10 protein-coding genes are annotated in these 11,918 nt (G+C 69.8%); 4 read left to right on the forward strand and 6 right to left on the reverse strand.

What is annotated here, in order from left to right; translation table 11 throughout:
* Positions 1–175: 175 nt before the first annotated feature.
* Together CK485_RS14115 and CK485_RS14120 are read left to right on the forward strand one after the other, a co-directional pair.
* Entirely contained in the window at positions 176–1,198 is a 1,023-nt protein-coding gene (locus CK485_RS14115) for an endonuclease/exonuclease/phosphatase family protein (protein WP_109450452.1), read from the forward strand.
* A 198-nt stretch (positions 1,199–1,396) separates the two neighbouring features.
* A complete protein-coding gene (locus tag CK485_RS14120; protein WP_109450454.1) occupies positions 1,397–2,620 on the forward strand; it encodes an MFS transporter in 1,224 nt (407 codons plus the stop codon).
* Positions 2,621–2,641: 21 nt separating this feature from the next.
* On the opposite strand, the gene CK485_RS14125 is transcribed toward CK485_RS14120, so the two are convergent.
* From CK485_RS14125 to CK485_RS14135, 3 genes are all read right to left on the reverse strand, one after another.
* Positions 2,642–4,393 (reverse strand): NAD+ synthase, encoded by a 1,752-nt coding sequence (locus CK485_RS14125; RefSeq protein WP_109450456.1) that lies wholly within the window; start codon positions 4,391–4,393, stop codon positions 2,642–2,644.
* A 105-nt stretch (positions 4,394–4,498) separates the two neighbouring features.
* The gene (locus CK485_RS14130) at positions 4,499–6,121 is read right to left on the reverse strand and encodes a multicopper oxidase family protein (RefSeq protein WP_109450457.1); all 1,623 of its coding nucleotides are present in this window, start codon (positions 6,119–6,121) and stop codon (positions 4,499–4,501) included.
* Positions 6,122–6,198: 77 nt separating this feature from the next.
* Entirely contained in the window at positions 6,199–6,687 is a 489-nt protein-coding gene (locus tag CK485_RS14135; RefSeq protein ID WP_109450459.1) for a hypothetical protein, read from the reverse strand.
* Between the two features lie 253 nt (positions 6,688–6,940).
* Here CK485_RS14135 and glnA point away from each other — a divergent pair, with 253 nt between their 5' ends.
* Complete coding sequence (glnA, locus tag CK485_RS14140; protein WP_109450460.1) at positions 6,941–8,302, forward strand: type I glutamate--ammonia ligase; 1,362 nt, start codon at positions 6,941–6,943, stop codon at positions 8,300–8,302.
* 268 nt (positions 8,303–8,570) lie between these two features.
* Positions 8,571–9,383 (forward strand): HNH endonuclease signature motif containing protein, encoded by an 813-nt coding sequence (locus CK485_RS14145; RefSeq protein ID WP_158288213.1) that lies wholly within the window; start codon positions 8,571–8,573, stop codon positions 9,381–9,383.
* A 56-nt stretch (positions 9,384–9,439) separates the two neighbouring features.
* Here the strand turns inward: CK485_RS14145 and CK485_RS14150 are convergent, their stop codons facing one another.
* From CK485_RS14150 to CK485_RS29645, 3 genes are all read right to left on the reverse strand, one after another.
* Entirely contained in the window at positions 9,440–10,705 is a 1,266-nt protein-coding gene (locus tag CK485_RS14150) for a site-specific integrase (RefSeq protein WP_109450463.1), read from the reverse strand.
* Positions 10,706–10,791: 86 nt separating this feature from the next.
* Positions 10,792–11,025 carry a helix-turn-helix domain-containing protein gene (locus CK485_RS14155; protein ID WP_109452983.1) on the reverse strand — a complete coding sequence of 78 codons (234 nt, stop codon included), beginning with the start codon at positions 11,023–11,025 and terminating at the stop codon, positions 10,792–10,794.
* A gap of 101 nt (positions 11,026–11,126) precedes the next feature.
* A partial coding sequence (locus CK485_RS29645) for a phage/plasmid primase, P4 family (RefSeq protein ID WP_241968346.1) occupies positions 11,127–11,918 on the reverse strand: 792 nt, incomplete at its 5' end.

Below are 11,918 nucleotides of genomic sequence, written 5' to 3' on the forward strand. Positions count from 1 at the left end.
GTCACGAAGCGCTGATCAGGGCTGTTACCGGGGAACTGGTCCTTCCGGATGCCTCGTCCCACGGGAGGAGCGCGCGCCCCCCGCCGGTTCGCCGACCGTCTAGGGTCGGACCGGCGGACCGGGGGCGCGGGACAGCACGGAGAGCGCAGCGAGTACGAGCGAGTGAGGTCGGCCCATGGCGCAGGCGTACAGGACGGGCGAGACCGTGGACGGTCCCGGGCCGGACGGCGGCCGGGGGCGCCGGGAGAGGGCGCGGTGGCGGGACGGCGGGGCGTGGCGGCGCGGCAAGGTCCCGGCGGCGCTGGCGATGGCCGTCGCTGCGCTGATGCTCTTCCACGCCGACGTGCCCAACACCGTCGGCAACCTGGGCTCCCTGCTGGAGACGTTCCTGCCCTGGGTGGGCATGCTGGCCGTGCCGCTTCTGCTGCTGTGGGCCCTGCTGCGGCGCTCGGCGACCGCGGTGGTGGCGCTGGTGCTGCCGGTGGCGGTGTGGGGCAGCCTGTTCGGAGGCCTGCTCAGCGACAAGGCGGTGCCGGGCGGTGACCTGACCGTCGTCACCCACAACGTGGACGCCGCCAACCCCGACCCGGCAGGCACCGCCAAGGACGTCGTCGCCTCCGGCGCGGGCATCGTGGCCCTGGAGGAACTGTCGCCCAAGGCGCTGCCGGTCTACGAGCGGGGCATGGCGGCGGCCTATCCGTACCGCGCGGTCGAGGGCACGGTCGCGCTGTGGAGCAAGTACCCGCTGAGCGCCACCCGGCCGGTCGACATCCGGCTGGGCTGGACCCGCGCGCTGCGCACCACGGTCAGCACGCCGGAAGGCGACATCGCGGTCTACGTGGCCCACATGCCGTCGGTGCGGGTCCACCTCCGGGGCGGCTTCACCGCCGACCAGCGCGACACCAGCGCCGCGGCGCTCGGCGACGCGATCGCCGCCGAGCCGCTCAAGGACGTCCTGCTGCTCGGCGACCTCAACGGCACGATGAACGACCGCAGCCTGTCCCCGATCACCGCGCAGATGCGCTCGGCGCAGGGCGCCGCGGGCGACGGCTTCGGTTTCAGCTGGCCGGCGTCGTTCCCGATGGCGCGGATCGACCAGATCATGGTCAAGGGCATGACGCCGACGCGCTCGTGGGTGCTGCCGAGGACCGGCAGCGACCACCTGCCGGTGGCGGCGACGCTGAAGGCCGGCCCGTAGCGGGCCGCGGAGCGTCCGCGCGTCGCGGAGGCAGCTCGTAGCGGGACCCTTCGCGGCCGGGGCCGTTCGTAGCGGGGCCGACACCTTTCGGTTACGCGCTGGAATACTGCGTGGGGCAGACTTTGTTCCGTAACGGAACAAGCTCGTGTTCCGCGCACCTCCCGCACCGCCACCGAAACGATGGAAGGCTCCCGCCCCATGCCCCTGGCCCTGCTCGCTCTCGCCATCAGCGCTTTCGGCATCGGCACCACCGAGTTCGTGATGATGGGCCTGCTGCCCGACGTTGCGGCGGACCTCAACACCTCGGTGCCCACGGCCGGTTACCTGGTCTCCGCCTACGCGCTCGGCGTCGTCGTCGGCGCGCCGCTGCTCACCGCGTTCGGCTCCCGGCTGCCGCGCCGCCGGATCCTGGTGCTGCTGATGGCGGTCTTCACGGTCGGCAACCTGGCATCCGCCCTCGCGCCCGGCTACGGCACGCTGCTCGCCGCCCGCTTCCTGGCCGGGCTGCCGCACGGCGCGTTCTTCGGCGTCGGCGCGGTGGTCGCCGCGCGGCTGGTGGACGAAGGACGCGGCGCCCGCGCGGTCGCCCGGATGTTCCTCGGCCTGACCGTCGCCAACGTCGTCGGCGTGCCCGTCGCCACCCTGCTCGGCCAGCACCTCGGCTGGCGCGCGACCTTCGCCGTCGTCGCGGTCATCGGACTGGCCGCGATGGCCGCGCTCGCCGTCCTGCTGCCCGAACTGCCCGCGCAGCGGCGGCACTCGGGCGGTCTGCGCGCCGAGGTCGGGGCGCTGCGCGACCGCCGGGTGGTCCTCGGCCTGCTGACCACCGTCCTCGGCTTCGCCGGCGTCTTCGCGGTCTACAGCTACCTGGCCTCGATGCTGACCCGCGTCACCGGGGTCTCCGCCGCGATGGTGACCGTGGTGCTCGCGCTGTTCGGCGTGGGCATGACGCTGGGCGCGCTGATCGCCGGGCCGCTCACCGACCGCGCCCCGCGCCCCACTCTCTACGGCGCGCTGGGCGCTCTCGCCCTCGTTCTGGCGCTCTTCCCGTACGCGATGCGGCACACGGCGACCGCGCTGGTGGCGGTCGTACTGCTGGGGCTCGTCGGGTTCGCGACCACCACGCCCCTGCAGATGATGGTGATGCGGCACGCCCGGCACGCGCCGACGCTCGCCTCGGCGTCCAACCAGGCCGCGTTCAACCTCGCCAACGCGGGCGGCGCCTGGGTCGGCGGCGCCACGATCGCGGCGGGCCTCGGCTGGACCTCGCCCGCGTGGGCGGGCGCCGGGCTGGCCGCCGCCGGACTCGCGGTCGCCGTGCTGGGCGGGCGGCTCGGCGCGGGGGGCGAGGCGGCGGCGACGCGGGTGATCGCCTCGTCTCGGGAGGACGCGGCACGCGAGTCGTCCGCGTCCCCCTGCTGAGCCCCGTGGGGGAGCGGGCGGCTAGAAGCCCTCGCGCCAGCGGTTGGTGATCGGCAGGCGGCGGTCCTTGCCGAAGCCCTTCGCCGTGATCTTCGTGCCCGGCGGGTACTGGCGCCGCTTGTACTCCGCCGTGTCCACCAGCCGCAGGATGCGGGTGACCAGCGTCTCGTCGAACCCGGCCGCCACGATCGCCGCGCGGCCCCGGTCCTGCTCGACGTACAGGTCCAGCACCGCGTCCAGGACCGCGTAGTCCGGCAGCGAGTCGGTGTCCACCTGGCCGGGCCGCAGCTCCGCGCTGGGCGGCTTGGTGATGGAGTTCTCCGGGATCGGCGGCACCTGGCCGCGCTTGCGGGCCGCCTCGTTGCGCCACCGCGCCAGGTCCCAGACCTTGGTCTTCAGCACGTCCTTGATGGGCGCGAAACCGCCCACCGCGTCGCCGTAGAGCGTCGAATAGCCGCACGCCAGCTCGGACTTGTTGCCGGTGGCCAGGACGATGTGGCCCTCCTGGTTGGAGATGCCCATCAGCGTCGTGCCGCGCAGCCGGGCCTGGAGGTTCTCCTCGGCGAGGCCGGTCAGCTGCAACGACGACATGTACGCGTCGAACATCGGGCCGATCTCCACCGTGCGGTAGTTCAGCCCGGTGCGCCGCGCCATCTCGGCCGCGTCACCGCGCGAGTGGTCGGAGGAGTAGCGCGACGGCATCGACACCGCGTACACGTTGCGCGGCCCGACCGCGTCGCAGGCGATCGCCGCGACCAGCGCCGAGTCGATGCCGCCGGACAGCCCGAGCAGCACGCTGTGGAAACCGTTCTTCGCGAGGTACGCGCGCAGGCCCACGACCAGCGCCGTGTAGACCTCCTCGTCGTCGTCGAGACGCGGCGCCAGCTCGCCCGGCACCTGCGGCTCGTACGCGGGCAGCGGCTCGGCGGAGACGACGCGGTGGTCGATGACCAGGCCGTCGTCCACCGTGCCGGACGGCGCCTCACCGGCCGCGGGCAGCTCCAGGTCGACCAGCACGCAGCCCTCCTCGAACTGCGGCGCGCGGGTGATCACCTCGCCCTCGGCGGAGACCACGATGGAGTCGCCGTCGAAGACCAGCTCGTCCTGGCCGCCGATCATCGCCAGGTACGCCAGCGTGCAGCCCGCCTCCTGGGCCCGCTTGCGCACCAGTTCAAGACGCGTGTCGTCCTTGCACATCTCGTACGGCGACGCGTTCACCGACACCAGCAGCCCGGCGCCCGCACTGCGGGTCGCGGGGACCCGGCCGCCGTCCTGCCACAGGTCCTCGCAGATGGCGAGCGCGATGTCCACGCCGCGCACCCGCACGACCGGCAGCGTGTCACCCGGCACGAAGTAGCGGAACTCGTCGAAGACGCCGTAGTTCGGCAGGTGGTGCTTGGCGTAGCGCAGGACGACCTCGCCGCCGTGCAGCACCGCCGCCGCGTTCTGCGGCGCACCGGCGGGCTGGCCGTAGCGCGGCTCGGCCTTCTCGCTGCGGTCGAGGTAGCCGACGAGCACCGGCACCTCGCCCAGGCCCTCGGCGGCGAGCCGGGACGCCAGCGAGGTGAGCGCCGAGCGCGACGCCTCGACGAACGAGGAGCGCAGCGCCAGATCCTCCACCGGGTAACCGGTCAGCGCCATCTCGGGGAACGCCACGAAATGCGCGCCCTGGTCGGCCGCGTGCCGTGTCCAGCGCACGATCGCTTCGAAGTTTCCGGCGATGTCACCGACGCATGAGTCGATCTGACTGAGGGCGAGTCGAAGTTGAGGCACGGGCCCAGCGTAATCGTCCGATCGACGCGATGTCCCCCGGGGGACGGCCGGAAACGGTCCGGGCCGTTCCCCGGGGGTCCCGCGCTCATCGCCGGGCGCCCCGCGTCACCGTTCCCGGTAGCCGAGGACGGTCATCATGCCGCTCTGCGCGTGGTAGGCGTTGTGGCAGTGCAGCATCCACAACCCGGGGTTGTCCGTGTCGAAGTCCACCGACACCGTGCGCCCGGGCAGCACGATCACGGTGTCCTTGCGCGGGCCGCCGTCCGGCAGCGCGAAGCTGTGGCCGTGCAGGTGCACGGGGTGCCACATGCTCGTGGCGTTGCGGAACGTCAGCCGGACCCGCTGCCCCGCCGTCACCGGCACCCGCCGCGCCGGGTCGTACGCCTTGCCGTCGATGCCCCAGTCGTACGAGGCCATGCCGCCGGTGAGCGTCAGCGGCACGGTCACGTCGGGGGCACGGGAGGACAGCGCGACGGAGGCGTCGGCGCGCAGCCGGTCCGCCGTGAGCAGCCGCCCGTTCAGCTCGGCGGGCCGGGTGCGCGCGTCGGGGGCGGTGCCGGAACCGGTCCGCAGCACGGCCAGCCCGCTCGCGCCCTTCCCCTCGGCGAGCGCGACCAGCGGGAATACCCCGTCGCCCGCGGTGACCAGCACGTCGTAGCGCTCGCCCATGCCGAGCAGCAGCGCGTCCACCGTCTCGTGCGCCACCGGGCGGCCGTCGGTGTGCGTGACGGTCATCCGGTGCCCGCCCAGCGCCACGCGGAACGCCGTGTCGCCGCCCGCGTTGACGATCCGCAGCCTGATCCGGTCTCCCGGCCGCGCCGAGAACGACGTCGGCGCCGTCGGGACCCGCCCGTTGACCAGGTAGTACGGATACGCCACGTCTCCGGCGTCCCCGCCCAGCAGCTCGCTCCTGGCGCCCATGAGCCTGCGGTCGGGCCCGGAGGGGGAGGGCGCGGCGCCCGGCATGCCGGAGCGGGAGGACATGGGCATGCCCGAGTCGGCGGGCGTGGACATGGCCATCCCGGAGTCGGCGGGCGTGGGCGTGTCCATGCCGCCCATGCCTGGCATGCCCCCCATGCCCCGGGACAGCCCGGCCAGCACCGCGTCGGGGGTCGAGCCGTCCACCCCGTCCAGCCAGTCGTCGAGCACGATCACCCATTCGTGGTCGTAGGCCAGCGGCTCCCGCGGGTCCTCGACGACCAGCGGTGCGTACAGACCGCGGTCGGCCTGCACGCCGACGTGTGGATGCAGCCAGTACGTGCCGGGCTCCGGCACGGCGAAGCGGTAGGTGAACCCGGCGCCCGGCGGCACCGCGCGCTGGGTGAGGTCCGGCACGCCGTCCATGTCGTTCCGCAGCGCCAGCCCGTGCCAGTGCACGGTGGTGGGCTGCGGGAGGTGGTTGGCGAGGACGGCTTCCAGCGTGCCGCCGGCGGTCGTCCGGATCTCCTGCCCCGGCAGCCGGCCGCCGTACGTCCAGGTGCGGACGGCCGGGCCGCCGAGGTCGACGGTGGACCCGGTCGCGGTCAGCCGGACCCGGTGGACCGCTCCGCCGTGGCGGCGGCGTTCGGCCGCGGCGACCTCGGGGCCGTTCGGGGAGACGTATCCGGCCGCTGCTTTGGGAGAGCCGGAGCCGGACCGGGGGCGGGAGGCCGAGCAGGCGGTGAGCGGGCCGGCGGCGGCCAGCCCGAGGGCCGCGCCGAGTACGGCGCGTCGTCGGTGTTCGCGCATGGTGGAGGCACCCTCGTGGTGTCGGTGGGCACGTGCGGGCGACGCACGTGTGATGGCGGCGGTGAGGGGACCGCGGCCTATATGCGCAGCACCGACTGCCGTACGAGGGCGGTGGAGGGCGGAGGGGGCTGCGGCCACCGGACCCGCCCCAGCCGGCGCGCCGGAGCCGCCGCCGGGTCGCCCGGGCGCCGCAGCGCCGCGACCCCCAGCAGCAGGAGCAGGGCGACCGCCCAGGAACCGAGCACGGCGAGGCAGACGTCCATCGGGTCCATCGCGGGCACGGAGCGCGAGCCGCCGCCGTGCGCGGCGTCGGCGCTCCGGCCCCCGTCCTGATGAACCGTCACGGCGGAGGTGAGCGCGGCCGCCGCCTTCGGCGGTGTGGCCGCGGACGCCATCGGCCCGCCCGACGCCATCGCCCCGGCCGACGTCATCGGCGCCACCGACGTCGTCGAGGCCACCGGCGCCGTGGCCGTCATCGTCCCCATCGGTGCCATGGGGTGCCCGAACGAGTGCATCGCGGCGACCCCGAGCACCAGCGCGGCGACCAGCAGCAGGCGGCGGACCATCGTGACACCCCCCTCCGGTATCGCAACCCTCCCCAACCGGGACCACCGAGAGAAACCCTACCCGGGCCCACTGACACCCCCTCCGGCCCCGTGGGCGCGAATCCGCGCTCGTGTTCCACAATGGCGGAGAGCGCGCGCGCAGCGTTACGCACAGGAAACCCCCGACAGTGATACTGGCTGTGCCCTCCGCCATTGCCCTACGGTGCCCCGTGACCGGTGACCAAGCCGTCTGACCTGCGAGGATATGAGGACCATGGACAAGCAGCAGGAATTCGTCCTCCGGACCCTGGAGGAGCGGGACATCCGCTTCGTACGGCTGTGGTTCACCGACGTGCTGGGCTTCCTCAAGTCCGTCGCCGTGGCCCCCGCCGAGCTTGAGCAGGCGTTCGACGAGGGCATCGGCTTCGACGGCTCGGCCATCGAGGGGTTCGCCCGGGTCTACGAGTCGGACATGCTGGCCAAGCCGGACCCCGGCACCTTCCAGATCCTCCCGTGGCGCGCCGAGTCCCCCGGCACGGCCCGGATGTTCTGCGACATCCTGATGCCGGACGGCTCGCCCTCCTACGCCGACCCGCGCTACGTGCTCAAGCGCACCCTCTCGCGCGCCTCCGACCTCGGGTTCACCTTCTACACCCACCCCGAGATCGAGTTCTTCCTGCTCAAGGACAAGCCGGTGGACGGCACCCGGCCCACCCCCGCGGACTCCTCCGGCTACTTCGACCACACCCCGCAGCACGTCGGCCAGGACTTCCGCCGGCAGGCCATCACCATGCTGGAGTCGATGGGCATCTCGGTGGAGTTCTCCCACCACGAGGGCGCCCCCGGCCAGCAGGAGATCGACCTGCGGTACGCGGACGCGCTGTCCACCGCGGACAACGTCATGACGTTCCGTCTGGTGATGAAGCAGGTCGCGCTGGAGCAGGGCGTCCAGGCCACCTTCATGCCCAAGCCGTTCTCCGAGTTCCCCGGCTCCGGCATGCACACCCACCTGTCGCTGTTCGAAGGCGACCGCAACGCGTTCCACGAGTCCGGCGCGGAGTACCAACTCTCCAAGGTCGGGCGGTCGTTCATCGCCGGCCTGCTGCACCACGCGGGCGAGATCTCCGCGGTCACCAACCAGTGGGTCAACTCCTACAAGCGCATCTGGGGCGGCTCGCAGCGCACCGCGGGCGCGGGCGGCGAGGCGCCGTCGTACATCTGCTGGGGCCACAACAACCGCTCCGCGCTCATCCGCGTGCCGATGTACAAGCCGGGCAAGACCGTCTCCACCCGGGTCGAGGTCCGCTCCATCGACTCCGGCGCCAACCCGTACCTGACCTACGCCGTCCTGCTCGCCGCGGGCCTGAAGGGCATCGAGGAGGGCTACGAACTGCCGCCCGGTGCCGACGACGACGTGTGGGCGCTGTCCGACGCGGAGCGCCGCGCCCTGGGCATCGAGCCGCTGCCGCAGAACCTCGGCGAGGCCATCACCCTGATGGAGCGCAGCGAGCTGGTCGCCGAGACCCTCGGGGAGCACGTCTTCGACTTCTTCCTGCGCAACAAGAAGCAGGAGTGGGAGGAGTACCGCTCGGAGGTCACCAAGTTCGAGCTGACCAAGATGCTGCCCATCCTGTAAGCACAGGTCAGGGCAGCTTTTCAGGGAGGTGGGGCGGGGGCCCGTGGTCTGTGACCCGGGCCCCGAACCCTGGCCTTACGCCTCCGGGGCCGTCTGTGGGCCGTCCGCCGTGGGATCGGCGGCCCGATACCCGTTGTCCACGGCCTTCCTGCTGTGAGCGCCGCCGCTGGGGCATCCAAGGGGACAGCCCCTTTACCCGGTCGCCGCGACGTGATACGACCGCGACAGCAAGTGGTGGACTTGCTTTATGCGGCTCAGGAGTTATTGTATGCCCGAATTCCGGGAAGCTATATCGTCCGCTATGCAGCGCGAGGTACGCCAGAGGTGCGGATTCGGCTGCGTATTCTGCGGCAAGCCATTCTATGACTATGATCACATTGAAGAATGGAGCGAGGTAAAGGAGCATGAAGTCGACAACCTCACGCTCCTTTGCCCTGAACACCACAGAGAGAAGACGAATCGTCTGAGATCTAAAGAACAGGTGCGGATTGCAAACGCGAATCCATTCAATAGGAGAAACCCTTCCTCAAGTCCATACCTTCTTGCGTACGATGGATCGTCGTGCACGGTGTCGGTCGGTTCAAACAAGTTCGTCCAGAGTATCGGGCCAGCCTATAAAGAGCCGCTTGCTCTGAATGGTGAGCCATTGGTCAAAATTCGCACTGAAGAAGGGCACCTTCTTCTCAGTGCGAAGCTATCCGACTCTTCGGGCTCCACGATCCTCAGCATCGAAGAGAATGTCCTGACCTATGACACGGAACTCTGGGATGTGACTTTCGTGGCGAACACACTTGTGGTGCGGGAGGGGCGCAGGAAAGTCACGGCAAAGATCGTATTTGAGCCGCCTAGCGCAATTACTATTGAGCGCGGCTACTTTTCTCACGAAGGTCTCTTGGTTCAGGTTACCCCTAGGGAAATCATCGAGAAGAAGTGTAACAATATAATCTCTGGGATTACCGTGAGTGATGTACCCTTCGTTCGCGGAATCTGCATCACGGATGCGGAGCACCGGGGGATGGTGCCGCCATCAACGGCTGCGATACGCTTCATTACTGCGCCCTGCGTAGAGGTATCTCGATGAACTCGGAGACCTTGTAAAAGTCGGGCCAGCAGTTATGGCTGCTGACCCGACCGCGCCTAGGCGTCTTCAGAGTTCCCTGAAGCGTGTGGTGCCGATCCGGAAAGTCTGTACATGGTGTCCATGGCCTTCCGACTTCGGCTGTCGCTTGCGGGGAGCAGATGAGTGTAGACGCGGAGGGTGAAGCCTGGATCGGTGTGGCCCAGATAAGTACTCAGGGCCTTGATGTTCTCTCCGGCGTCCAAGAGCACTGAGGCGTAGAAGTGCCGGAGCGCGTGCATGCCGTGCTCACGGGCTGCGGCGTGGCGGACACCTGGTTCTGGAGCGGGAATGACTCCTGCGGTCACGAGGGCTGGTTTCCACACTCGCGGGTTGAAATCCGTACGCCGGACGGCGCCGCCGTCTTGGCGCACGAATAGCAGCCGCTTTGTGACAGCGGGTCCGTCCGGCCTTAGCCAAGGCAGAGTCACGGCAACAGGCGGGTAGTCCTTTATGTGCCGCTTAAGCGCCTGCGCAACGCTATCAGCCAGGGGAACATCTCGTTCCTTGGCCCGCTTCGGGGGCGCGAATACGAGTGTTCCTCCCGTTACCTTCACCTGGTAAGCGACGTGTAGCCAGCCGGTTTCGAAGTTGATTTCGTCTGCAGGGAGTCCGAAGATCTCCCCTTGGCGGAGCCCGCAGCCTCCGCCCAAGTCCACCATGGCTCGATATTCCTTGGGCAGGGCCTTGCGGACGGCGAATGTCCGTTGCGCCGTCCACGGGACAACACGACGACTGCCAGGCGAGGGGGTGCGCACTGTGCGAGCCTTGCAGGGGTTTCGGCGCAGGTGGTCATCCTCTACAGCCGCAGCGAACACTGCTGACACGCTCGCGAAGATGACGCGGCGGTACGAGGAGGCGTGAATTACGCGCTCCAGCTCACTCAGCCAGTCGCGGATGTGCTCAGGCTTGAATGACCCCAGGGGACGGGTTCCCAGGTAGGGGATCGCGTGGCGGCGTATTTGTACGTCCACCGATGAGCGAGTGGTCATTTCAGTTGTCTGGGCTGCGAGCCACTTCTCGGCGTACTGCCGAAATGTGACTCGGCCTGCGCTCGGGTCGATGTACTGGCCCCGTGACATGTCGGCTTCGATGTGGGCTAGCCACTGTTCGGCGAGGCGCTTTTGTCGGTCGGGGAAGCTTTTGGACTTCTCAGCGCCGTCGGGGCCTACGTAGCGTGCGCGGTAGCGCATGCCGGTTCCGTGACGGTCGGTTTTGGTCCGGACGGCGTTGCCCTCCGGGGTAATTTCGGTCTTAAACCAGCGGTCTTGGATGTGGCCTGCCATGTTGGGCTTGCGATCCCTTCAGCACATGGAAGAGGGAGGGCCACGGTGTGACCCTCCCCACGGAGTGAACGGTTGGGTGCCAGCGCTCAGGCCACGGCCTGGTCCTGCTGTTTGCACTGGGTGACGTAGGTGCGTACGTCGGCGGGGTCGTAGCGCACGTGCTTGCCCACCCGGAAGCCCGGTGGACCGGTGCGCTTCCTGCGCCACTGGTAGACGGTCTCGACTGGCACACCGAAGATCTCGGCAATGTCCTGGGGAGTGAGGTACCGGTCCGGCAGGCCACCCCGGAGAGCGGCCCGAGGATCTGTTGTGAGGGGCATGGCGGGGCTCACTGGGTCCTCCGCAAGTCCGGGTGACATTGCTCTGAGTCGCGACTCATCGCGACTCAGAGCGGTTGTGAGGGGTCTTGAGTCGCGATGAGTCACGACTCAGGCGAATGTGGTTCGCGTTGGTTGAGGGTGATCCCGTTGTAGGTGGCGACCTGGCGGCCGTAGGGGTCGCGGGGCCGGGTGCGGTTGAGCTGGGGGATGACGGACAGCAGGTTGCGGCCGAAGACCTGCTTGGTGCCGATGGCGCGGACGCCGTTGTCCTCGGCCCATTCGCGCCAGGCGGCCCACAGGGCATCCACGGGGACGCTGTGCACGGGCCCGGTGGTGCAGCGCTCGCGGACGAACGCGGACGTGGGTGAGGCGGTGTCCTGCATGGTGGTGACCGCTTCTCGGCTGGAGGCGGGCTGGCTGATGCGGCCGGTGCGCTCCAGGCGGGCGAGTCCTTCGAGGGCCCAGTTGAGGATGCCGGGCATCTCGGTGGTGAGCCGGTCGGTGAGGGTGGGGTCTTCCTTGCCGAGCCAGGAGACGGTCATGTTCAAGACGATGAACCGCTTGGCGATGACGCCGGAGGCATCGCCGAAGTAGGGCAGCTCGTTGGACAGCAGCATCAGCCGGGTGGGCAGCTTGCCGGTCCACGGCTCGCGGTACTTGCGGTCGATGTCGATCGTGTCCTCACCCGAGATCGTCAGCAGCCGTTCCACGACCTGGCTGTTGTCGTTGCCGGACAGCCGCGCGTCGGAGATGACCGCGAGCGGCTTGCCGATCAGCGTGGACAGGCCGAAGTTCGTGCCGAGTCCGGCGAGGGTGGGGCCGGCGAGGTTGTCGCGGCCCACCAGTTCCTTCAGGACGCGGGCGATGGTGCCCTTGCCGGAGCGGGACGGGCC

Source organism: Streptomyces sp. ICBB 8177 (assembly GCF_003144095.1).
Lineage (GTDB): Bacteria > Actinomycetota > Actinomycetes > Streptomycetales > Streptomycetaceae > Streptantibioticus_D.